The organism is Sellimonas intestinalis, assembly GCF_001280875.1.
Lineage (GTDB): Bacteria > Bacillota > Clostridia > Lachnospirales > Lachnospiraceae > Sellimonas > Sellimonas intestinalis.
Window position 1 is genome coordinate 523640 of the sequence record NZ_LGAJ01000003.1, and the last position, 23852, is coordinate 547491.

The 23852-nt window shown below is 45.8% G+C and carries 17 protein-coding genes and 1 riboswitch; of the genes, 16 read left to right on the forward strand and 1 reads right to left on the reverse strand.

Annotation, left to right across the window (positions count from 1 at the left end; all coding sequences use genetic code 11):
* Positions 1-155: 155 nt before the first annotated feature.
* The 6 genes from AOA56_RS03440 to AOA56_RS03465 all read left to right on the forward strand — a co-directional run bounded on the left by AOA56_RS03440 (position 156) and on the right by AOA56_RS03465 (position 9071).
* Positions 156-1226 (forward strand): carbamoyl phosphate synthase small subunit, encoded by a 1071-nt coding sequence (locus tag AOA56_RS03440; protein WP_053768960.1) that lies wholly within the window; start codon positions 156-158, stop codon positions 1224-1226.
* On the forward strand, positions 1226-4426 hold the full coding sequence (carB, locus tag AOA56_RS03445; RefSeq protein ID WP_053768961.1) for a carbamoyl-phosphate synthase large subunit: 3201 nt from the start codon (positions 1226-1228) through the stop codon (positions 4424-4426). The genes AOA56_RS03440 and carB overlap by 1 nt, the downstream gene beginning before the upstream one ends.
* A gap of 86 nt (positions 4427-4512) precedes the next feature.
* A complete protein-coding gene (locus tag AOA56_RS03450) occupies positions 4513-5187 on the forward strand; it encodes a response regulator transcription factor (RefSeq protein ID WP_053768962.1) in 675 nt (224 codons plus the stop codon).
* Between the two features lie 7 nt (positions 5188-5194).
* The gene (locus AOA56_RS03455; protein WP_053768963.1) at positions 5195-6202 is read left to right on the forward strand and encodes a sensor histidine kinase; all 1008 of its coding nucleotides are present in this window, start codon (positions 5195-5197) and stop codon (positions 6200-6202) included.
* A gap of 129 nt (positions 6203-6331) precedes the next feature.
* Positions 6332-7099 carry an ABC transporter ATP-binding protein gene (locus AOA56_RS03460; RefSeq protein ID WP_024732641.1) on the forward strand — a complete coding sequence of 256 codons (768 nt, stop codon included), beginning with the start codon at positions 6332-6334 and terminating at the stop codon, positions 7097-7099.
* On the forward strand, positions 7092-9071 hold the full coding sequence (locus AOA56_RS03465; protein WP_053768964.1) for an ABC transporter permease: 1980 nt from the start codon (positions 7092-7094) through the stop codon (positions 9069-9071). Before AOA56_RS03460 ends, AOA56_RS03465 begins: the two co-directional genes overlap by 8 nt.
* A 25-nt stretch (positions 9072-9096) precedes the next feature.
* Here the strand turns inward: AOA56_RS03465 and AOA56_RS03470 are convergent, their stop codons facing one another.
* Positions 9097-10194, reverse strand: a complete 1098-nt coding sequence (locus AOA56_RS03470; protein WP_053768965.1) for a pyridoxal phosphate-dependent aminotransferase — start codon at positions 10192-10194, stop codon at positions 9097-9099.
* Between the two features lie 220 nt (positions 10195-10414).
* On the opposite strand from AOA56_RS03470, the gene AOA56_RS03475 reads away from it, so the two are divergent.
* From AOA56_RS03475 to trxA, 10 genes are all read left to right on the forward strand, one after another.
* Complete coding sequence (locus AOA56_RS03475) at positions 10415-13723, forward strand: DUF5717 family protein (RefSeq protein ID WP_242843435.1); 3309 nt, start codon at positions 10415-10417, stop codon at positions 13721-13723.
* Positions 13724-13741: 18 nt separating this feature from the next.
* On the forward strand, positions 13742-15034 hold the full coding sequence (locus AOA56_RS03480; protein ID WP_048621833.1) for a DUF5716 family protein: 1293 nt from the start codon (positions 13742-13744) through the stop codon (positions 15032-15034).
* Positions 15009-15773, forward strand: coding sequence for a hypothetical protein (locus tag AOA56_RS03485; RefSeq protein WP_024732637.1), 765 nt, complete (start codon positions 15009-15011; stop codon positions 15771-15773). The genes AOA56_RS03480 and AOA56_RS03485 overlap by 26 nt, the downstream gene beginning before the upstream one ends.
* 117 nt (positions 15774-15890) lie before the next feature.
* Positions 15891-17321, forward strand: coding sequence for an adenylosuccinate lyase (gene purB, locus AOA56_RS03490; protein ID WP_082349841.1), 1431 nt, complete (start codon positions 15891-15893; stop codon positions 17319-17321).
* Between the two features lie 276 nt (positions 17322-17597).
* Entirely contained in the window at positions 17598-19010 is a 1413-nt protein-coding gene (locus AOA56_RS03495) for an alanine/glycine:cation symporter family protein (protein ID WP_024732635.1), read from the forward strand.
* A gap of 149 nt (positions 19011-19159) precedes the next feature.
* Positions 19160-19256, forward strand: a riboswitch (glycine riboswitch).
* 109 nt (positions 19257-19365) lie between these two features.
* Positions 19366-19749 (forward strand): GrdX family protein, encoded by a 384-nt coding sequence (locus AOA56_RS03500; protein ID WP_024732634.1) that lies wholly within the window; start codon positions 19366-19368, stop codon positions 19747-19749.
* A 71-nt stretch (positions 19750-19820) separates the two neighbouring features.
* On the forward strand, positions 19821-21101 hold the full coding sequence (locus tag AOA56_RS03505; protein ID WP_024732633.1) for a glycine/sarcosine/betaine reductase component B subunit: 1281 nt from the start codon (positions 19821-19823) through the stop codon (positions 21099-21101).
* A gap of 18 nt (positions 21102-21119) precedes the next feature.
* On the forward strand, positions 21120-22427 hold the full coding sequence (grdB, locus tag AOA56_RS03510) for a glycine reductase complex selenoprotein B (protein WP_082136430.1): 1308 nt from the start codon (positions 21120-21122) through the stop codon (positions 22425-22427).
* Positions 22428-22540: 113 nt separating this feature from the next.
* Entirely contained in the window at positions 22541-23485 is a 945-nt protein-coding gene (gene trxB, locus AOA56_RS03520) for a thioredoxin-disulfide reductase (RefSeq protein ID WP_053768967.1), read from the forward strand.
* Between the two features lie 24 nt (positions 23486-23509).
* Positions 23510-23830, forward strand: coding sequence for a thioredoxin TrxA (gene trxA / locus AOA56_RS03525; RefSeq protein WP_024732630.1), 321 nt, complete (start codon positions 23510-23512; stop codon positions 23828-23830).
* Positions 23831-23852: the final 22 nt, after the last annotated feature.

Here is a 23852-nt window from a genome sequence, read left to right on the forward strand (position 1 = left end):
AAAAAATTCAGGAAAAGCGTTGAAAAAGAAAAAGAGATGTGGTAAAATCTTTACAATTTGAGAAGGAGGGCGCTCGAGTATCGAAAAAGACACTCATGCGCCTTTCTTTTTGCGCAAACAAACAAATAGAAACTACGAAGGGATAAGGTGAAGCTATGAAAGCATTTCTGATTTTGGAAGACGGCACCGTCTTTGAAGGAACGAGTATTGGCTCGAAGCGAGATATGATCAGTGAAATTGTCTTTAACACCTCTATGACAGGTTATCTTGAGGTCCTGACGGACCCGTCTTATGCCGGACAGGCAGTTGTGATGACTTACCCGTTAATTGGAAATTATGGTATTACTCCTGATATGGAATCGAAAAAAGCGTGGCCGGACGGCTATATCGTAAGAGAACTGTCCAGAATGCCGAGCAACTTTCGCTGCGAAGGAACGCTCCAGGAGTTTTTGGAAAAAGAGGATATTCCGGGAATCAAAGGGATCGATACAAGAGCCCTGACAAAGATTTTGCGGGAAAAGGGCACCATGAACGGCATGATTACGACGAATGAGAACTATGATCTTGAGGAGATTTTGCCAAAGCTTGCCGCATATGAAGTGGGCGACGTGGTTTCCAAGGTGACTTGTGATGAAGCTTACGTCCTTCCAGGAGATAGCTACAAGGTGGCGCTTCTGGATTACGGTGCAAAGAACAATATTGCCAGATCATTGAATAAGAGGGGCTGTGAAGTAACAGTTTACCCGGCGCATACAAAGGCGGAGGAGATTCTGGCCACCCATCCGGACGGTATCATGCTTTCCAACGGGCCTGGGGATCCAAAGACCTGTACCGACATCATCGAGGAAGTCAGAAAGCTGTATGAAAGCGATGTACCGATCTTTGCCATCTGTCTTGGCCATCAGCTTATGGCCCTTGCAAATGGCGGAGACACTCACAAACTGAAATACGGACACCGGGGTGGCAATCATCCGGTCAAAGATTTAAGTAACAACCGGGTTTATATTTCCTCGCAGAACCATGGCTATGTGGTGGATGACGCCACATTAAGCGATGAAATCGCTACGCCTGCCTTTGTTAATGTCAATGACGGGACAAACGAAGGACTCAAATATACCGGAAAGAAGATTTTCACCGTTCAGTTTCACCCGGAGGCATGTCCGGGACCGCAAGACTCCGGATATCTTTTTGACCGGTTTATGGAAATGATGGGAGGGAATCAGTAATGCCAAGAAATCAGGATATTAAAAAAGTACTAGTGATCGGATCCGGACCGATTGTCATCGGGCAGGCAGCAGAGTTTGACTATGCGGGTACCCAGGCATGCCGTTCCCTGAAAGAAGAAGGGATCGAAGTCGTACTGTTAAACTCCAACCCGGCTACCATTATGACGGATAAGGATATAGCTGACCGTGTATACATTGAGCCGCTCACCGTGGAAGTCGTGGAAGAACTTATCAAGAAAGAACGTCCGGACAGCGTACTTCCGACTCTGGGAGGACAGGCCGGTCTGAATCTTGCCATGGAGCTTGATGAGACGGGATTTTTGAAGGAGAACAATGTACGGCTCATCGGAACGACCTCTGAAACCATCAAAAAGGCGGAGGACCGTCTGGAATTCAAGGCCACCATGGAAAAAATCGGAGAGCCGGTGGCAGCTTCCCTTGTTGTGGAGAGCGTACCGGAAGGTGTGGAATTTGCGGAGAAGATCGGATATCCTGTTGTACTTCGTCCGGCCTATACCTTAGGAGGAAGCGGCGGTGGAATTGCCCATGACAGGGAAGAACTGGTGGAGATTCTGGAGAATGGTCTTCGCCTTTCACGGGTGGGCCAGGTGCTTGTGGAGCGCTGCATTGCCGGATGGAAAGAAATTGAATACGAGGTGATGCGGGACGGAAACGGTAACTGTATCACGGTATGTAATATGGAAAATATTGACCCGGTCGGCGTACATACCGGAGACAGTATCGTTGTGGCTCCGTCCCAGACATTGGGTGACAAAGAATACCAGATGCTGCGTACTTCCGCTCTGAATATTATCAGCGAGCTGAATATCACAGGGGGATGTAACGTACAGTATGCCCTGCATCCGGACACTTTTGAATACTGTGTAATCGAAGTTAATCCTCGTGTGAGCCGTTCTTCCGCCCTGGCGTCCAAAGCGACAGGGTATCCGATTGCCAAGGTGGCGGCGAAGATTGCCCTTGGTTATACTTTGGATGAGATCAAAAATGCCATCACCGGAAAGACGTACGCAAGCTTTGAGCCGATGCTGGACTACTGCGTGGTAAAAATCCCACGTCTGCCATTTGATAAATTTATCAGTGCCCAGAGAACGCTGACCACCCAGATGAAGGCGACCGGAGAGGTGATGAGTATCTGCGATAACTTTGAAGGTGCGTTGATGAAAGCGATCCGCTCTTTGGAGCAGCACGTGGACAGCCTGATGTCCTACGATTTCTCCGGACTTTCCGACGAGGAGCTGATGGAACAGCTTCATGTCGTAGACGACAGACGGATCTGGATGATTGCGGAGGCATTACGAAGAGGCGTAGCTTACGATGTTCTGTACAGCATTACGAAAATTGACAAATGGTTTATTGATAAACTCGCAATCCTCGTAGAGATGGAGCAGTCTCTCAAAGAGGGGCCTTTGACACCGGTACTTCTAAAAGAAGCAAAACGGATTGAGTTTCCGGATCACGTCATTGCGTCTCTAACCGGGAAGACAGAGAACGAGATCCATCAGTTGCGGATAGAATATGGTATCACTGCAGCCTATAAGATGGTAGATACCTGTGCGGCTGAGTTTGCTGCCACCACACCGTACTATTACTCTGTTTTTGGAAGCGAAAATGAAGTAGAAAAAACAAGTGGCAAGAAGAAAGTGCTCGTTCTAGGTTCCGGCCCGATCCGGATCGGCCAGGGGATCGAGTTTGACTTCTGCTCCGTACACTGTACCTGGGCCTTTAAGAAAGAAGGCTACGAGACGATCATTGTCAACAATAACCCGGAGACGGTCAGCACGGATTTTGACATTGCGGACAAACTTTACTTCGAGCCGCTGACGCCGGAAGATGTAGAGAGTATCGTCAACATCGAAAAACCGGACGGAGCGGTTGTGCAGTTTGGTGGTCAGACAGCCATCAAGCTGACCGAGGCACTGATGAAGATGGGAGTTCCGATCTTCGGTACTTCGGCGGAGAATGTGGATGCAGCAGAGGACCGGGAGCTTTTTGACGAGATTCTTGCACAATGTAAGATTCCACGTCCGACCGGAGGAACGGTCTTTACCGCCGAGGAGGCAAAGAAAGTGGCAAATGAACTGGGCTACCCGGTACTGGTTCGCCCGTCCTACGTCCTTGGAGGACAGGGCATGCAGATTGCTATCAACGACCACGATATCGATGAATTTATCGGTATCATCAACCGGATCGCACAGGAACATCCAATCCTCGTAGACAAATACCTTATGGGAAAAGAGATCGAGGTTGACGCGGTGTGCGATGGAGAGGATATCCTGATTCCCGGCATCATGGAGCATATTGAGCGTGCAGGTATTCACTCCGGAGACAGTATCTCGGTATACCCGGCACAGAGTATTTCGGCTGTTACAAAACGGAAGATCGAGGAGTACACAAGGAGACTGGCTAAAGCTCTTCATGTCATTGGAATGATTAACATTCAGTTTATCGTGTGCGGAGAGGATGTTTATGTGATCGAGGTCAATCCAAGATCCAGCCGTACGGTACCATACATCAGCAAGGTGACAGGAATTCCGATTGTGCCGCTGGCGACAAAAGTCATTATTGGACACAAAATCCGGGATCTGGGATATACACCGGGACTGCAAAAGGAAGCAGAGTACATCGCTATCAAGATGCCGGTATTTTCCTTTGAGAAGATTCGTGGCGCGGATATCAGTCTGGGACCAGAGATGAAGTCTACAGGAGAATGTCTCGGAATTGCCAAGACGTTTAATGAGGCGCTCTACAAAGCGTTCCTTGGAGCAGGTATCAAGCTTCCGAAATACAAAAATATGATTATGACCGTACGGGATGAGGACAAGCCGGAGGCAGTGGAGATTGGACGCAGATTTGAGACACTCGGCTACCGGATTTTTGCTACGGCAGGGACCGCGGAGGCACTCAAAGAAGCCGGTGTGAAAGCCATTGCCGTCAACAAGATTGAGCAGGCTTCCCCGAACCTTCTGGATCTGATCCTCGGACATGAGATCGATCTTGTCATTGATACACCACCGCAGGGAGCGGACCACGCACGGGACGGATTTACGATCCGCAGAAATGCCATTGAGACCGGTGTGACAGTGCTGACCGCCATGGATACGGCAGGGGCACTTGTAACGAGTCTGGAAAATACCAATATCAAAGAGCTGACTTTGATTGATATTGCAAAAGTTCAGTAGTATAATCAAAGACAAAACATAAAAAGAAGCGCTATGGTTCTCAGGGATCATAGCGCTTGATGGTTTGACAGCAGAAGGGAGACACAATGTACAAGATTTTGATTGTGGAAGACGACAGTATTATTGCCGGAACACTAAAGAACCATTTGTGCCAGTGGGGCTTTGAGGTGAGATGCATTGTAGATTTCAAAAATGTACTGGAGGAGACGGCAGATTTTGCCCCGCATCTGATTCTTCTGGATATCATCCTGCCGTTTTTTAACGGATTTCACTGGTGCCAGCGGATCCGGGAATTTTCCAAGGTGCCGATTATTTTTCTGTCCTCAGCGTCGGACAATATGAATATCGTCATGGCGATGAATATGGGCGGAGACGACTTTATCGAAAAGCCCTTTGACCTCAATGTCCTCACCGCCAAGATTCAGGCACTTTTAAGAAGAAGCTATTCGTTCCAGGGAAATGTCAATGTCATTGAGCACCAGGGATTGCTCTTAAATTTAAGCGACGCTACGGTACTCTACGAGGGAGAAAAGATTGATTTGACGAAAAATGAATACCGGATTCTCCAGTGTCTGATGGAGCGGGCCGGAAAGATTGTCTCCAGAGAGGATATTATCACAAAGCTCTGGGAGGATGACAGCTTCATAGACGACAACACCTTGACGGTGAACATGACGAGACTTCGGAAGAAACTGGACAAGGCCGGACTTTCTGATCTGATTTTGACGAAAAAAGGAATCGGTTATCTTTTAAAGGAGTGAGACGACTATGCTGAAAGGATATATGAAAGACCGGGCCGCCATGTTCGGATGCCTTCTGATCTGCTATGGTACCTTATTTTTGATTGGATATCTGTATGATATTCCTTTCGAGAAGACACGCTATATCGCCGAGTTTTCCGGGGCGGGTGTTTTTCTCTGCCTGCTGGTGGACATCCTGAAATATGCGGAGCGGTGGAAAGAGCTGAAGCGGTGCATTGCCACCTCAGATACCTATCCGGGCATGTTTTATACAGTGCCGGGAGATCTGGAAGCGTTGTACCGTTCGATGATCGCAAAGATGAGACAGGAGAAGGAAGAGCTTATTTTTGAAGATCAGAAACGTTACACGGAGATGATGGACTACTACGGTATGTGGGCGCATCAGATCAAGACGCCTATCGCAGCCATGCGGATTCTTGTCCAATCCGGAATGGATCGGGAGGAGAATGAAGAGAACCAGAAGCTGTTTCGCCAGCTTCAGATGGAGCTCTTTAAGACAGAGCAGTACGTGGAGATGGTGCTTTCTTATCTGAAGATAGGCGACATCGCCAAAGATATGGTGCTGGAGCGCTGCGATCTGGGTAAAGTCGTAAGGCAGGCAGTCAAGAAGTATTCCAGACTGTTTATTTTACAGAAACTGTCCCTGGAAATGGGGGAGATTGCCGAGATAGTCCTCACAGATGAAAAGTGGCTGTCTTTTGTGGTGGAGCAGATTCTCTCTAATGCACTGAAATATACAAAGAGCGGAAGCGTCTCCATTTACCTGGAACAGGAGGGAGTCCTTGTCATAAAGGATACAGGCATTGGTATTTCGGCGGAGGATCTGCCGCGGATTATGGAGAAAGGCTATACCGGATACAATGGGCGGATCGATAAACGCTCCACCGGAATTGGATTATATCTTTGCAAAAAAGTGATGGATAAGCTCCATCACCAGCTTCGGATCGATTCTGAAGATGGAAAAGGGACAAAGGTCGTCCTGGATCTGAGACGGACACAGCTTGATCTGGAATAAAGGACGCTACCTTTCAAAATCGTAAGGTTCGGGCTTGGATTGTAAGAAGAATCGATGGAAAATACTCGGCCATTCTGGCTATAATGACAGCATAGAAACATAAAAGAATTCAGAAAGGCGGAGATGAACATGACAATTCTTGAAGTTCAGAATCTAAAGAAAACATATACGACGCGGTTTGGCGGTGCCCAGGTGGAAGCCCTGAAAAACGTTACTTTTTCAGTGGAGGAGGGAGAGTACGTCGCGATCATGGGAGAATCCGGATCAGGTAAAACGACACTTCTGAACATCCTGGCGGCGCTGGATAAGCCTACAGGAGGCCATGTGAAATTAAAGGGAAGGGAGCTCTCCTCCGTTCCGGAGAAAGAGATCGCCGCTTTCCGAAGACAGAATCTGGGATTTGTGTTCCAGGATTTTAATCTCCTGGATACCCTTTCCATCCGGGATAATATTTTCCTTCCACTTGTGCTTGCGGGGAAAAAGTACGCAGAGATGGAAAAGCGATTAGTACCGATTGCAAAGAGCCTTGGGATCTACGAGCTGTTGGCAAAATTCCCTTATGAGGTGTCCGGCGGACAGAAGCAAAGAACGGCAGTCGCAAGAGCACTGATTACAAAACCGCAGTTGATTTTAGCAGATGAGCCGACCGGAGCTCTTGACTCCAGGGCAGCGGATGATCTGTTAAATCAGTTCACCCGGATCAATGAAAAAGGACAGACAATCCTCATGGTTACACATTCCGTAAAGGCTGCGAGTCATGCGGGAAGAGTGCTCTTTATCAAAGACGGTGAGGTTTTTCATCAGATTTATCGCGGAAAGATGAGAAATGAAGAGCTTTACCAGAAGATTTCCGACACCCTGACAGTGCTGACTACGGGAGGTGAGCGGTATGTTTAAATCGATTTACATCAGGCTTGCCCTTACCAATCTGAAAAAAAATAAGCGGTCCTATGTCCCGTTTCTGCTTACGAGCATCATCACCATCATGATGTTTTTTGACATGTACATGATCATGGACAACTCCGGTGTCAGAGAGATGCCGGGAGCGGACAGTATGCGGAGTATCCTTGGATTTGGTATGGTGATCGTGGCCATCTTTGCCTTCATCTTCTTGTTTTATACGAACAGCTTTTTGATTAAGCAGAGAAGAAAAGAGATCGGCCTGTACAATGTCCTTGGAATGGGAAAGAAAGAGCTCTCCATTATGATGTTCTGGGAATCTCTGACAACAGGTGGAATCAGTATTGTGATCGGACTGATCGGCGGGGCGATTTTCGGAAAACTGATGTTTCTTTTGCTTTATAAGATCGTCGGATACGAGACGCCTTTACAGTACGAGATTTCCGCTGGCAGCGTCAGCTCAACCGTGCTCCTCTTTGCGGCGATTACATTTATCACCTTCGCATTCAACCTGTTGCAGGTAAGAAAAGCAAATCCGATCGAGCTGCTCCGGGGCGGATCTATCGGAGAAAAGGAGCCGAAGACGAAGATTTTACTGACACTCTTTGGGATTGCGTCCATTGCCACAGGTTATGTACTTGCGAATATCGTGGAAAACCCGATCGAGGCCATCAGCGTCTTCTTTGTGGCGGTTCTTCTGGTTATTGTGGGAACGTACGCTCTGTTTGTAGCAGGTAGTATCGCCTTTTTAAAGATGCTGAGAAAGAAGAAGTCGTTTTATTATAAAGCAAAGCATTTTCACTCCGTGTCTGGTATGATTTACCGGATGAAGCAAAATGCCGTTGGACTTGCCAATATTTGTATTTTAAGCACCATGGTTCTGGTAACGCTTTCTACCACGGTCAGTTTGAATATGGGTATGGAAAATATTATGTCAAATCGATTCCCCAAGGAGCTGATTCTTTCAGTTTATCAGTCGGATGAGAATCTGACCAGGACGGTGGATACTGTTGTAGCAGAAGAGATGAACCGACAGGGCCTCAGACAGAAAAACGGTTATCGGTGCCAGTATACTTCCCTTGTGGCGGATGGCAAAGGAGAAGAATATACGGTGGACTCCTTTGACAGTACCTTTTATTTTAACAAGACTCTGATTCAGATCGCACCAGTCTCCTATTACAATGAGATGAATCAAGACGAGATTAAGCTTGCTGATAATGAAGCGGTTATTTTCTCTTCTTCTAAAGAGAATTACGGCAAAGACCACTTCCGGCTGGATGGCGTGGACTTTACCATTGTAAAAGAGCCGGATGAGATCCCGATGGAAGAGAAACAGGAATTTCCGGTAATGGATACCTTGACTCTTTTTGTAAAAGATGTGGGTACAGTCCAGAACCTCATTTCCTCACTTTCGGGTGGGGAAGCAGCGACTTTCCAGTATTCCTACGGATTTGATCTGGATGGAAGTGAAGCGAAGAAAGAAGCAGCGGCCACGGCCATCACAAACCGGCTCCGGAATGATTACGGGATTGCATGTGATATAGAACTTCGGGGTATGTATGAAGAAGATTTCCATACGTTCTACGGAAGCTTCCTCTTCCTTGGCATTTTCCTTGGCGGGCTGTTTTTGATGGCAACGGTATTGATTATCTATTATAAGCAGATTTCCGAAGGATTTGAGGACCGCAACCGGTACCAGATTATGCAGAAAGTCGGCATGAGCCGCCGGGAAGTCAAAAAGACGGTCAACAGCCAGATCCGTATGGTATTCTTCCTGCCGCTTGGTCTTGCCACGCTCCATGTAGCGGCGGCCTTCCAGCTAATGAGAAGACTTCTCGCAAGCTTCAACCTGACGAATGTCAATCTGTTTATCACCTGTACCATCGGTACGCTTCTCGTATTCAGCGTGATCTACGGCCTCGTATTCAAACTGACCGCAAGAGAATACTATAAAATTGTCACGAAATAGTTAAAATTGCTTAAAATGGCAATACTTAGGAACAGAAATAGCTCTGAATTGCCTGCAAAAGTCTGGTATTATCTTCCGGCTGCATCAGGCAGAAGCGAAAAAACTGGCTGCCAAGCCCCGGAAATGAGGAACAGTCGCGGATCATCAGTTTCTGACGAATCAGAAAGTCAAATAATCCGGACGATGTAAAGCCGGAATCCAGGATCTCGACAAACAGAAAGTTGCTGTCGCTTGGATAGACACACAGCTTGGAAATTTCTGAAAGTCCTTGTATCATGCGGGTGCGCTCGCGGGATATGAGGACTTTTGTTTTTACGATAAACTCGGTTTCCGCAAAAAGATGTTCTCCGGCAAAGGCGGCAATGCTGCTGACGCTCCACGGATTCTGCACTTTTTTCAGGTGGGCAAGGAATTCTGCGTTGCTGGAGACGCCGTACCCTAAGCGCAGGCCCGGAGCTGCAAAAAATTTAGAAATGCCACGAATCACCATCAGATTTGGAAACTCCGGGACGAGAGGAATGGCAGAAACATTGCGACATGCAAATTCGGCATAAGTTTCGTCAATCATTACGAAAACGCCCCGCTTAAGGCATCCGCGGAGAAGAACGGCAAGCTCTTCTTGAGAAAGGGCAGAGGCAGTAGGATTGTTCGGATTACAAAGAATCAGAAAATCTGCATGGCTTTTTTTCAAAGCGTCAATCAGCTCTCCGGTATGAATCCGGAAATGATCTTCCTTTTTCGGAAACCAGGTAGAGTAAGAGATACCCGAAAGCTGTAATTCCCGCTCGTATTCCGAGTAGGATGGTCCTACCTGGACAGCATGGTGTCTTTGACAAGACTGGATCAAAAGGGAAATCAGCTCGGTAGAACCATTTCCCACCGACACATAATCCGGAGAAATATGACAGTAGCGGCCGATGGCTGCTCTCAGTCCGATATAATTTCGATCCGGATATCGTGACATCAGATGAGAAAAATTCTTGCAGACAGCCAGAGCTGTCTGTTCAGGAAAACCAAGAGGATTGACATTTGCGGAAAAACAGCAGATCTCGTCAGATTCTATATGATAATAGGATGCGATCTGCTCCAGATCACTTCCATGAAAAATTGGTGTCTGACTCATACGAATTGCCTCCTTTTTATGATAGCAAACAACTGTAGCAGTTCCGTCAATTCAGTCATGTAGCTCAGATTCGCAGCTTGCGCCGTTTTTATGCTGCCGGCGCAGCGAAATCTTCGCATATGACAAATTCTGATAAATTATGCACAGGGATTGCCATTTGACAGGGAATAATGTTATAATTTCAATTATAGTATATCTGATAAAAAATGCAATGCAAGAGGTGGCAGGCTTGAAAAATAAAATTAAACGCTTTTCAAATGGAGATTTTAGCAAGGAGCAGCCAGAAGTGAAGTTTTCGGAGACGAATCTGGTGCTCCTGATCGGAGAAGGGGAGACCTACCAGGGAAGTTTTACGATTGAAAGTAAAAAGGAAGCGCTGATAAGAGGAATTGTTTATTCCTCTTCTTTTCGTATTCATCTGACAGAGAATGGATTTGAGGGAAATCCGGTGGAGATTTCTTTCACTTACGATACAGATGGTCTGGATCCGGGATATGTGGAGAATGGTACGTTCTATATTGTGTGCAACGGCGGCGAGTACGAGCTTTCTTTTACGGCGGTAATCGAGCGGCCATATTTGATGACTTCTCACGGGAAAGTACAAAATATGAAAGATTTTAAGCTTTTGGCTATGACGGACTTCATGGAAGCACGCAGATTGTTTCGTTCCATGAGTTTTTATGAGATTCTGCGCTACGAAAATCCGAGAGTAGTAGCTCTTTACAATAATATGAGGAAGTGGTCTCTGGGCGAACAGGCGGTGGAGGAATTTCTCGTCGGCATCAAACAGAAGGAATGTCTTTTCCTCTCTCTGTCTGAATATGAGAAGAAGTTTGAAAGCATCACCGATGCGGTTCGGGAGAACCTGATTATTACAAAGAATACATGGGGCTACATGCCGATCCGTGCCACAGTGGAAGGCGGTTTTATACAGATCACGCAAAAGGAATTTACTACGGATGATTTCGTCGGGAATACATTTGGGTTTCACTATGTCATTACTCCACAGGTGCTTCACGCCGGAAGAAATTTTGGACGAATCATCTTTACTACACCATATGAGCAGGTGGTCTACGAAATCGAAGTCACACGACAGGGAGTCCATACACCAAAGCATGAGCAGACGTTTTATATGACACAGATTGTAAAGGGCTATTTCTCCTGCATTACCGGAAAGAGTGATCTATTAAGCTGGGCGGAAGATACGATCCAGCTTGCGGGACAGATGGAGAACCTTGGCCGGGACGCCGCGTTTTGCTCCCTTGTAAAAGCGCACGCTTACTTGGAGAGCGGACAGACAGAACAGGCGGCGGAGATTATTGAGCAGTATAATTACGGCCGTTTTGATATGATGAAGCGGCCTGAGAATACAACCTACTACCTGTATCTTACTGCATTGTTAAAGCGCAATGCAAGCCACACGGAACATGTAACAGAGGAGCTTCGCAAGGCATATAATAAGCATCCGAAGATGTGGAGCATCCTTTGTATGCTGGTGGATATTGATCCGGAGTACCGCAATATTACGCGAAGACTTGCTGCCCTGGAGAAGCATTTTTATTCAGAAAAATTCGGTCATACATTGTTATATCTACAGGCATTTAAGTGTTACAGGGAGGATCCGGTTTCTTTGAAAAAGCTTGGCAATTTCGAGATTCAAGTACTGGGCTTTGGATGTCGGTACGGACTCTTCACAAGGGAGCTTGCTCTTTACACAGCAAATCTGGCAGGGCAGCAGAAGAAATTCGACAGACAGTTGTTCCGTCTTTTAGAAAAACTCTATGGAGAGTACCCGGATCCTATGGTACTGACTGCGGTCTGCACGCTTCTTATTAAGGGGAATCAGATTTGTTCTGAATATTTCAAATGGTATGAGCTTGCGGTAGAACAGGAGATGAAGATCGTACAGCTCTACGAATATTATATGATGACGATTGAGGAGGAGCGGGTACGTACGCCGCTTCCGAAAGCTGTCTGTCTCTACTTCATGCATGGGAATACGCTTACTTACGAAAAGACTGCTTTCCTCTACGCAAATATAATTCAGTTCCAGGAGGAGGCAAGTGAGATTTACAATTACTACCGTGACAAGATGCAGGAATTTGCCTGGGAGCAGCTTTTAAAAAGACATATTAATGAGCCGCTTCGGATTATTTATAAGAAGTTCTGTACGGAGGAGAATATGACACAGGAGCGTCTGGAAGCGCTCAATGATATTTGTCATGCTTATGAGGTGAAGACGAATCTGTCGTTTATGAAATCGGTAATGGTTATTGAGGAGGATGGAGAAATCCGTCAAAGAGTCGGTGTGATCGATGGCAAAGCCATGATCTTCCTCTATGATAAGGATTCCAGAATTATTTGGGAGTCCATGGACGGACGACATTATACGGATTCTATTCCATATGAGACGACACGTCTGTTCTACGAGATGCGGTTTGTAGAGCTCTGCAAACAACTGGAGAAAAATAAGGAGGTTCCGGAAGAGCCGGTTGCTGTACCGGAACTTTCCTTTGAAAATATCAAGAAGCACGGTATGGATCCGTTCGTGGACGGAGAGGTTTTTGATCTTTGTTCAAAGAAAATTTTAGAGGACGGTTACGAAGAGGATGAGATGCTTACAGAGCTCTGTTACGTGTTGTTCACAAAAGGATACTCTGACCATACGACACTCAGCTATCTGGCAATATACTATTGTGGAGCCACAAGAAATATGAAGAGGGTATGGCGTGCGGCAAAGAAGGAGGGAATTCCTTCGGATCGCATTGCCGAGCGAATTATCACCCAGATGGTATTTTCAGAGAATATTTTCAGTGAGGAAGCCATCTTCTGTGATTACTATGGCAGCGGCAATACCTACTTCCGCCTAAAGAGAGCATATCTTGCCTACATATCCAGGGAGTATCTGATACGTGACCGGCAGACTGATCTGTCAGTATGGGAGATTGTTAGAAAGGAAGAAGAGGCCGGAGAGGTGCTGCCGGACATTTGCCGGATTGCCTATCTGAAGTATTATTCTGAGCATGAGATCCAGACTGCGTCAGAGGAGCTTCTGAAACGGTTCTTGCGGGAACTTTGTGAAAAACAGGTTGTCTTTTCTTTTTATTTGAAATATCCACAGTCTTGGCTGATGGAAGTTATGCTTTATGACAAATGTATTGTCGAATACCGGGCAAAGAAAGGAAGCCAGGTGATGATCGAGTACAAGATCCAAAAGGCCAGAGAACGGACGGAGGATCAACCATACCAGAAAGAGATCATGCAGGCGGCCTATGAGGGGATTCATGTAAGGACCTTTGTCCTGTATAGTGATGAGATCCTGGAATACCGCTTCAAAGAGATGAAAGCTGACGGCAGTACGTTTGCGTCTGACATGCAGACATTTCGTCTGGAACACGAAGTACCGGCTATCGGAACGTACGGACGGCTGAACGATATGTCGGAGCTGACGAAAGAAGCGCTGAAACAGGCAATGAATGAATACAGCCGCGAGAAGGAACTGTCGCAGGAGCTGTTTATGGTATACTAAAAGAGGAGAAGGATCAGAATGGAAAATTGTGGTTATATCATTGGCTATGACCTGAATGAAAACGGCTGCCAAATCAGCTATTATGATGAAGAAAAGCATGAACTTAAGACGCTGGAAGTGGCGGCTGACAATTACCAGATTCCGATGATGGTGGGACATTACAAAGAGGCATGGATGTTCGGACGCGAGGCTCAGCGGGCGGCTATGATGGAAAAGGGCTGGGTCGTTTCAGATCTCTACCGCAAGGCTCAGAGAAAAGAACAGATTGAGATCGAAGGGACAGTCTATGAGGCAAGATGGCTTCTTGGCAAGTTTATTGAGCTGACCCTCCAGACATTCCGAAAGAAAGAGGTCTCCTTTGTATCGTTTACCGTACCGTGGATTGATCAGGATATCCGTACCTTTTTACGTGAAGCCGGAGCCCAGGCAGGTATTGATAAAAGCCGAGTCTACGCCATGGATTACCGGGAGAGCTTCTGTTACTATATGCTCTATCAGCCAAAAGAGCTCTGGCAGTATGAATCCGCGCTCTTTTACTGTGACAGGGAAAAGATTGAAGCTTACATGCTAAAGCAGCTTAACACAGACTACAGAAGAGAGAAAGAAAGCTTTGTCAGTGTGGAGAAGGTGGCAGAGGCACAGATGGAAGAGCTTAGGGCGGTCTATCCGGTGCTGAATGTAGATAAGGCTAGAAATGCGGATGAACGGTTTCGGCATTTCATTCAAGGTGTTTTTAATAAGAAACATGTTTCCTCTGTCTATCTGACGGGGGAAGGTTTTGAAAATAACTGGTATCCGAACTCTCAGAAGGTGCTGTGTAATGGACGTAGAGCATTTATTGGAAACAATCTGTATAGTAAGGGGGCATGTTATTGCGGTCTGAAAAAGCGTTCGGAAACTCCGGATGTACCAACCTATCTGGATGAGACAAAGCTGATGGAACAGATCTGCCTCAAGATGAGGATTCATGGAGTAGATGTATGGTACCCGATTGTGGAGTTTGGCACCCACTGGTATGAAGATACAAGAGAATGGGAGGTCCTTTTAGAAAATACGGAGGATATTGAAATTCATATTGAGTCGCTGGCGACAGGACAGTGGAATGTAGAGACGGTCTCTTTTGCGGGGATGCCAAAGAGAAAAGAATATTCTCTCAAGCTGATTGTCCGTACGGAGTTTGATGATGAGAGGACGTGCCGCCTGAGTTTCCGGGATGCAGGGTTCGGGGATTTCTTCCCGGCTACGGATTTCAGGGTAGAAAAAATCATTCATCTGGGAGGTACAAATGGGCAGTTTAATTCTTTGTCATAAGAAAAAGGCTTCACAGCCATACAAAATCACACGGATTCACAGAAAGATCTATACGATAGAAGAACTGTGCTATTATCTCTGTAATAATCTGTATCTGATTGACTACACCATTATGAATGAGAAAATTTGTGAGTGGCTGTATTCAGAGCTTGATATGAAGGAGCTGGCAAGAGACCTTCTTGACCTGCTTCAGAAAAACGGAACGATTGAACAGTTCGTACTTCGGATTCTGGAACAAGCAAAGATCTATTCGGAACCGGAGATGGAGCACATCCGCAATGTTCTGGATCGTCTGAAAGATCAGAAGGAGATTGAGCGCAGAAAATATAAAGCTGATAACCTGCTGGCAAGTGGAGAGTACGAATCGGCAATCCTCGTTTATCTTTCCATTCTCCAGGATGAGAGGGATGAGTCCGCAGGCGAGCGTTTTTATGGGAAGGTATACGGTTGCCTTGGTGCTGCCTATGGGAGGGAGCTGCTCTATGAACAGGCGGCGGAGATGTACTTAAAGGCGTATGAGATCTGCCAGGACGAGACGATGCTGGCAGCCTATGTATATGCCCGATCACGGTATCTTCCGGAAGAGGAGTATCAAAAGTTTCTTGCTGAACATCCCGATTACGCGGAGATCGCTGATCGAATCCGGCTGCTGGAAGAAGAAAAGACGGCTAAAGAAAGCCTCGAAACGCCGCAGGAGACACTAGAGGCGTGGAAACATCAGTACAGACGGTATTTATAGAAAGGAATAACAGCCGGTCATTCAAAGAAGATCCGGTTGCGCTTCCGGATCTTCTGTAGTATAGTAGGAATACAAAAAGGGTATTGACCCCAAGTTTAGGAAAAGGAGCATGAAACAGTGAACGACAGATATCAGAGTCCATTATCAGAACGGTATGCAAGTAAAGAAATGCAGTATATTTTTTCTCCAGATATGAAATTCCGCACATGGAGAAAACTTTGGATCGCCTTGGCAGAGACAGAAAAAGAGCTCGGCCTTCCGATCACGGAGGAGCAGATCGAAGAGTTAAAGGCACATGCAGACGACATCAATTATGAAGTTGCTAAAGAGCGTGAAAAGCTTGTACGCCACGACGTCATGTCCCATGTGTACGCTTACGGCCAACAGTGTCCGAAAGCCAAAGGGATTATTCACCTGGGAGCGACCTCCTGCTATGTCGGAGACAACACCGATATCATTGTGATGGCAGAAGCCTTAAAGCTGATTAGAAAGAAACTTGTGAGTGTGATCGACGAACTTTCACGGTTTGCGGATCGCTATAAAGCACAGCCGACTCTTGCTTTTACTCATTTCCAGCCGGCGCAGCCGACGACTGTAGGAAAGAGAGCGACACTCTGGCTCCAGGAGTTTCTAATGGATCTGGAAGATCTGGAATATGTTAGTGGGTCCTTAAAGCTTCTTGGCTCCAAAGGAACTACAGGAACCCAGGCAAGCTTTTTGGAGCTTTTTGAGGGAGACCAGGAGACTATTGATAAGATTGATCCGATAATTGCTAAGAAGATGGGATTTTCTGCCTGCTATCCGGTTTCCGGGCAAACCTACTCCCGAAAAGTGGATACGAGAGTTCTGAACATTCTGGCAGGAATTGCCGCAAGTGCCCACAAAATGTCCAATGATATCCGTCTGCTCCAGCATCTAAAGGAGGTAGAAGAGCCATTTGAGAAGAATCAGATCGGTTCCTCAGCCATGGCATATAAGAGAAACCCGATGCGAAGCGAACGAATTGCCTCTTTGGCCCGCTATGTGATTGTGGATGCCTTAAATCCAGCGATCACCTCAGCAACACAGTGGTTTGAGCGTACCCTGGATGACTCGGCGAATAAGCGTCTATCCGTACCGGAAGGATTCCTGGCAATCGACGGTATCCTGGACCTTTGTCTGAATGTAGTGGACGGTCTGGTCGTTTACCCGAAGGTGATCGAAAAGCACCTGATGGCAGAGCTTCCGTTTATGGCGACAGAAAATATCATGATGGATGCGGTAAAGGCAGGCGGGGACCGTCAGGAGCTTCACGAGCGTATCCGAGAGCTCTCCATGGAGGCAGGAAAAAATGTCAAGGAAAAAGGGCTTGATAATAATCTTCTGGAACTGATCGCGGCTGATCCGTCCTTTAATCTGAGTTTGGACGAACTTAAGAAGGCAATGGATCCTACACGCTATACTGGACGTGCCAAAGAGCAGGTGGACACATTCCTTGCAAATGTCGTACGCCCGGTATTGGAGCAACATAAAGAAGAGCTTGGTGTAAAAGCAGAAATTCATGTATAGAACCTGAAAAACAAAATTGATAAATTTTTGGCGATATGCATAAAAAAAAGAAACTTATGAAAATCGTGCATATTCCATGAGGCCTGAAACCCACGCATTTCGTGGCTTTCAGGCCCTTTTTTTGTCGATAGTAAACAGGCTTGTATATTAAGTTGGATAAAATAAACAAAAAAGCGATATAATTCACGAAATTATTGTAAAATAAAACAAAAAATGGTATTATAAATATGTCAGGAAAAATATTCAAAACATCTATAGGGTAAAGGAGGGGTTGTTGTGGATACATTAAACAACATTGTACTGGAAATTCAACATTATCTTTCAGACTACATCCTGATTGTAGCGCTTGGATTCGGAGGAATCTGGTTCTCGTTCCGTACGGGATTTATTCAAGTAAGAGGATTTAAGGAAGGAATGAGGCGGACTTTTGGAGGTCTCTTTTCCAAAAAAGGAGATGCCGGCAAGGACGGCATGAGCTCTTTCCAGGCTCTTGCGACTGCAATCGCTGCACAGGTAGGTACCGGTAATATTGCAGGTGCCGCAACAGCGATCGCCATTGGCGGTCCGGGTGCGATCTTTTGGATGTGGGTAGCAGCCTTCCTCGGAATGGCGACGATCTACTGCGAAGCTATTATGGCGCAAAAGTACAAGAAGATCGGAAAAGACGGCGTTGTAACGGGTGGTCCGGTTTACTATATCCGGGCAGCGTTTCAAGGAGTCTTTGGTAAAGTCCTGGCGGCAATTTTTGCTGTGCTCTTGATCTTTGCGCTTGGATTTATGGGAAACGCGGTTCAGTCCAATTCGATTGCGGCTTCTTTCCATACTGCATTTGGTATTCCACAGTGGATTACAGGTATCGTGATCGCGGTGATCTGTCTGTTCATCTTTACAGGCGGCATGAAGAGAATCGCAAAGGTTACAGAACTGATCGTTCCGTTGATGGCGGCTCTTTACATTGCAGGATCTTTAATCATTATCTTCTATAACTGGAAGAATATCCCAACTGCGTTCTACGAAATTTTTGTAGGAGCATTTGCACCGGAAGCAATCGCGGGAGGAGCGATCGGAGCCACGATTTCCAAAGCAATCACAAAAGGTGTTGCCCGCGGTCTGTTCTCTAACGAAGCTGGTATGGGTTCCACACCTCATGCTCATGCGGTGGCGAAAGTAGATCATCCGGTACAGCAAGGATATGTGGCAATGATTGGCGTATTTATCGACACATTCATCGTATTAACCATGACGGCGCTTGTTATTGTGACAACGAGAGCGCTTCCAGAATCATACAATGCAGTAAGCGGAGGATATACTGGAGCAGAGTTAAGCCAGTTTGCGTATTCTCTTGTATATGGTAAGTTCGGTGAAATTTTTATCGCAATTTGTATGTTTTTCTTTGCATCCTCTACGATTGTTGGATGGTACTTTTTCGGAGAAGCAAACATCAAGTATCTGTTTGGAGCAAAGGCAGTACCGATTTATTCTGTACTCGTATGTGTCTGTGTGATTCTGGGGTCTCTTGCAAAGGTAGATCTTGTCTGGAACATGGCGGACTGCTTCAACAGTATGATGGTAGTGCCAAACATTATTGCGCTGTTTGCTTTGAGTGGTATGATCAAGAAGACGCACGACGATTATTTCAAGAATTTCCTACCTAGGCATCCGGAACTTCAGAAAAAGAAGAAAAAATAACAAAAAGCATATCAAGGTGACTAAGATAGGCGTTTTATAGAAAAAAACTATGTACAAAACGAATAAAATGCTGGAAATCTATAAATCCATATGATATACTTGAAACAGAAATGCGAGAGACATACTCTGCGGACAATTAAATAGTGGGATGATTTTTCCTGCGAGAGAGTTCACGCTACGAACCGCCGAAGATGCAAACCTTACTGACAAGGTGAAACTTTCAGGCAAAAGGATCAGGGAAAGGACCACATTCTGAATCGTGTATGAGATATACCCGACATACATAAGACAGAAGGGCGGCCTTGTATTCTGCTTCGGCGGAAGAAAAGCCGCCCTTTTTAAAATAGGTGGAACTATGAAGAAGGATTTTAGAATTATTACAAACAACCCCCTTGTTCGTGAAAAGCTCGGTCAGGATTACCAGGTCGAGTTTTACGAATGTTCATACGAAGATGTTTTGGAAAAAGTAAAAGACGAAGTATACAGAGGATGCAAGCTTCTGACACACCCGCTTTCCGGAAGTGTCAAGCCGAATGAGACTCCATACAAATCCGTGATGGTTTCTATTTCGGCCGGCAAGGCGGATCTGATGGGCATTGAGATTATCGAAAGAGCCATCGCTTCCTGCGGAAAGTTTGAGTTTAAGTCTGACCAATATGCACCTCAGGTGTATGAAGATTTCAGACTGATTGATTACACACTGATTTCCAGTGCACTCCCGTCTGCGGATGCCTGGTAGGAGACAAATGGCAATGAAGTACTGGGGTACTTTGGGGCATAGATTTCATTTTTTAGAAGGAGGGAATTACAGTGAGATTAGAAGTTGGACACATTTTTATTAAGGACATCCAGTTTGGCGCTGAGTCTAAAATCGAAGACGGTGTTCTTTATGTATCCGAAGAAGCTGTAAAAGAAGTTGTCCTTGAGGACGAGCACATCAAAAGTGTAAAATTTGACATTGCAAGACCAGGAGAAAGTGTAAGAATTACTCCGGTTAAAGATGTTATTGAGCCACGTGTCAAGGTGGAAGGACGTGGAGGAATTTTCCCGGGCGTTATTTCCAAAGTTGACACAGTTGGTGAGGGAAAGACCTACGCATTAAAGGGAATGGCAGTGGTAACTGCTGGTAAAATTGTCGGATTCCAGGAAGGTATCATCGATATGACAGGTCCGGGAGCTGACTACACACCATTCTCAAAATTAAACAATCTTGTTGTTGTATGCGAGCCGATCGATGGAATTAAACAGCATGAATATGAAGCGGCTGTACGTTTTGCGGGATTCCGTGTTGCTGTATATCTTGGCGAGCTTGCAAGAGAGCTTACACCGGACGAAACAAAAGTATATGAGACATATGGAATCAAAGAAGGAATGGAAAAACTTCCGGGACTTCCGAGAGTGGCATATGTACAGATGCTTCAGAGCCAGGGACTTCTGCATGATACATATGTATACGGTGTTGATGCAAAGAAAACTCTTTCCACAATCATCAACCCGACAGAAGTAATGGACGGCGCAATCGTTTCCGGTAACTGTGTATCCGCATGTGATAAGAATCCTACATATGTACACGAAAACAACCCGGTTGTGCACGACCTCTTTGAAGAACACGGCAAGACGATCAACTTTGTATGCCAGATCCTGACAAACGAAAACGTATACCTTGCTGACAAACAGCGTTCTTCTGATTGGACAGCAAAGCTTTGCCGTCTTCTTGATCTGGACGCGGTTATTGTATCTCAGGAAGGTTTCGGTAATCCGGATACAGACCTTATTATGAACTGTAAGAAGATCGAAGCAGAAGGTGTGAAGACCGTTATTATCACAGACGAATATGCTGGACGTGATGGAAAATCCCAGTCACTTGCTGACGCTGATCCGGCTGCTGATGCAGTAGTAACAGGCGGAAACGCAAACCAGGTAATTGTACTTCCGAAAATGGATAAAGTGATCGGAACACTGGATTATGTCAACACCATCGCCGGCGGTAACGAGCACAGCTTACGTGAAGACGGAACGATCGAAGTTGAGATCCAGGCAATTACGGGTGCAACAAATGAAACAGGATTCAACTTATTAAGCGCCAGATAGTGAGGGAGGATAAGAAAGATGTTAAAAGTAGTTCATTATATCAATCAGTTCTTCGCTAATATCGGTGGAGAAGAAAAAGCAGACTATCCGGTAGAAGTTCGCGAAGCCGAAGTCATCGGACCTGGTCTTGCATTCAAACAGGCATTTGGAGAAGAGGCAGAAATCGTAGCTACTATTATCTGTGGCGACTCCTACTTCAATGAAAATCTTGATAAAGCAAAAGCAGAAATTCTGGAAGTTGTAAAGAAATACAATCCGGATGTGTTCGTGGCAGGTCCTGCATTTAATGCCGGACGTTACGGCGTTGCCTGCGGTACGATCTGTGATGCTGTACAGGAAGAGCTTGGAATTCCGGCAGTGACAGGTATGTATACAGAGAACCCGGGCGCGGATATGTTTAAGAATAAAGTCTACACCGTGTCTACCAAGAACTCTGCAGCAGGTATGAGAAAAGCAGTTGGAAGTATGGCTCCGCTTGCCCTGAAACTTGCAAAGCATGAAGCAATCGGTGCTTCCTGTGAGGAGGGGTATATGCCGAACGGTGTACGTGTGAACTTCTTCGAAAAAGAAAGAGGATCCAAACGTGCGGTTAAGATGCTTCTTAAGAAACTTGCTGACAAGCCATTTGAGACAGAATACCCGATGCCGTCTTTCGACAGAGTTGCTCCGAACCCGGCGGTAAAGGATCTCTCCAAAGCAACGATCGCTCTGGTTACATCCGGTGGTATCGTTCCGAAGGGAAATCCGGATCATATCGAAAGTTCCAATGCTTCTAAGTACGGCGAATACAGCATTGCTGGAATCGATGATCTGACAGAAGAGACATTTGAGACAGCTCACGGCGGATATGACCCGGTATATGCAAACGAAGATGCTGACCGTGTACTTCCGGTTGATGTACTTCGTGAAATGGAAAAAGAAGGAAAAATTGGAAAACTGTACGATAAATTCTACACAACAGTTGGTAACGGAACAGCCGTTGCTTCAGCAAAAGCATTTGCTGAGGAATTTGCTCCGAAGATGAAAGCTGATGGAGTAGATGCAGTTATCCTTACCTCCACATGAGGTACCTGTACGCGTTGCGGTGCAACGCTCGTGAAAGGTATTGAAGCAGCCGGACTTCCGGTTGTTCATATCTGTACAGTAACACCAATTTCCCTGACAGTTGGTGCGAACAGAATCGTTCCGGCGATTGCCATTCCTCATCCTCTTGGCAACCCGGCACTTGACAAAGAAGAAGAATACAAACTTCGTAAAGAGATCGTAGAGAAAGCATTAAGCGCTCTTACTACAGAAGTAGACGATCAGACAGTATTCGACAACTAATCAGTCATAAGAGACAGCTCTTTTACTGACGTCATGTGGGTATCAGCATACGGGCGGGAATTCCGCCTGTATGCCCAGATAAAGACAAAATATGAAAGAAGGAGTAAGACGTTATGAGTAAAATTTATGACGTAATCATCCTGGGAGCAGGACCAGCCGGATTAGCAGCAGGCCTTTATGCCGGAAGAAGCCGCTTATCCACTCTGATCATTGAAAAAGGAAAAGACGGCGGACAGATTGCTATCACGGATGAGATTGAAAACTATCCGGGGCAGATTGTAGAAGGTGAAAGCGGACCTTCTCTGATCGCCAGAATGACACAGCAGGTTGAGAAGTTTGGCGCGGAGCGTGTAACAGACGTGATCAATTCTGTTGAGCTGGATGGCGATGTGAAGAAGCTGAAAAGCGCCAAGGCAGAATACCTTGGAAAAACAGTGATCATTGCAACCGGTGCTTTTGCACGTCCGATTGGATGCAAAAACGAAAAAGAATTTATGGGAAAAGGTATTTCTTACTGTGCAACATGTGATGCCAACTTCTTTGAAGATTTTGAAGTGTATGTAGTAGGCGGTGGTGATTCTGCTGTTGAAGAAGCGATGTATCTTACAAAATTCGCGAGAAAAGTTACGATCATCCACAGACGTGATGAACTTCGTGCCGCGAAGTCCATTCAGGAAAAGGCGTTTAAGAATGATAAGCTCCACTTCTTATGGGATACCGTTGTAGAAGAAGTAAATGGGGATGGAATCCTTTCTTCCATGACAGTGAAGAATGTAAAGACAGGTGAGCTCACTACAATCGAAGCTGACGAAGATGATGGAATGTTCGGCGTATTCGGATTTATCGGAACGATCCCGAATTCCAAGGTGTTTGAAGGCGTGATTGACATGGACGAAAGAGGATATATCAAGTCCGATGAAAACATGCATACAAATATTCCGGGCGTATTTGTTGCCGGAGATGTTCGTATCAAGAGCCTGCGTCAGGTTGTAACGGCTGCCGCAGATGGAGCAATTGCCGCTACACAGGCTGAGAAATATATCAACGAAAACGAATAAGATCAGTTCAGGAGGAGATTTATCATGTTAGAGGTAGATAAGAAAACATTTGAACCAGAAGTACTGCAGGCAGAAGGATATGTTCTCGTAGACTTTTTTGGAGATGGATGTGTGCCATGTCAGGCTTTAATGCCACACATTCACTCTTATGCAGAGAAATATGGTGACAAAATTAAATTTACATCTTTAAATACGACAAAAGCACGTCGTCTTGCAATTGGCCAGAAGATCCTTGGACTTCCGGTTATTGCAATCTACAAAGATGGTGAAAAAGTAGAGGAATTAGTAAAAGACGATGCTACTCCGGAAGCAGTAGAAGAAATGATCAAAAAATACTACGCATAGGAACAGCAAGTCATACTTCATT

Excerpts from the sequence above, each read along its gene's own strand:
- trxB (WP_053768967.1), top strand. The coding sequence starts at position 22,541 with ATGAGTAAAATTTATGACGTAATCATCCTGGGAGCAGGACCAGCCGGA.
- carB (WP_053768961.1), top strand. The coding sequence starts at position 1,226 with ATGCCAAGAAATCAGGATATTAAAAAAGTACTAGTGATCGGATCCGGA.
- AOA56_RS03485 (WP_024732637.1), top strand. The coding sequence starts at position 15,009 with ATGGGCAGTTTAATTCTTTGTCATAAGAAAAAGGCTTCACAGCCATAC.
- trxA (WP_024732630.1), top strand. The coding sequence starts at position 23,510 with ATGTTAGAGGTAGATAAGAAAACATTTGAACCAGAAGTACTGCAGGCA.
- AOA56_RS03480 (WP_048621833.1), top strand. The coding sequence starts at position 13,742 with ATGGAAAATTGTGGTTATATCATTGGCTATGACCTGAATGAAAACGGC.
- AOA56_RS03500 (WP_024732634.1), top strand. The coding sequence starts at position 19,366 with ATGAAGAAGGATTTTAGAATTATTACAAACAACCCCCTTGTTCGTGAA.
- AOA56_RS03465 (WP_053768964.1), top strand. The coding sequence starts at position 7,092 with ATGTTTAAATCGATTTACATCAGGCTTGCCCTTACCAATCTGAAAAAA.
- AOA56_RS03440 (WP_053768960.1), top strand. The coding sequence starts at position 156 with ATGAAAGCATTTCTGATTTTGGAAGACGGCACCGTCTTTGAAGGAACG.
- AOA56_RS03455 (WP_053768963.1), top strand. The coding sequence starts at position 5,195 with ATGCTGAAAGGATATATGAAAGACCGGGCCGCCATGTTCGGATGCCTT.
- AOA56_RS03470 (WP_053768965.1), bottom strand. The coding sequence starts at position 10,194 with ATGAGTCAGACACCAATTTTTCATGGAAGTGATCTGGAGCAGATCGCA.
- AOA56_RS03450 (WP_053768962.1), top strand. The coding sequence starts at position 4,513 with ATGTACAAGATTTTGATTGTGGAAGACGACAGTATTATTGCCGGAACA.
- AOA56_RS03460 (WP_024732641.1), top strand. The coding sequence starts at position 6,332 with ATGACAATTCTTGAAGTTCAGAATCTAAAGAAAACATATACGACGCGG.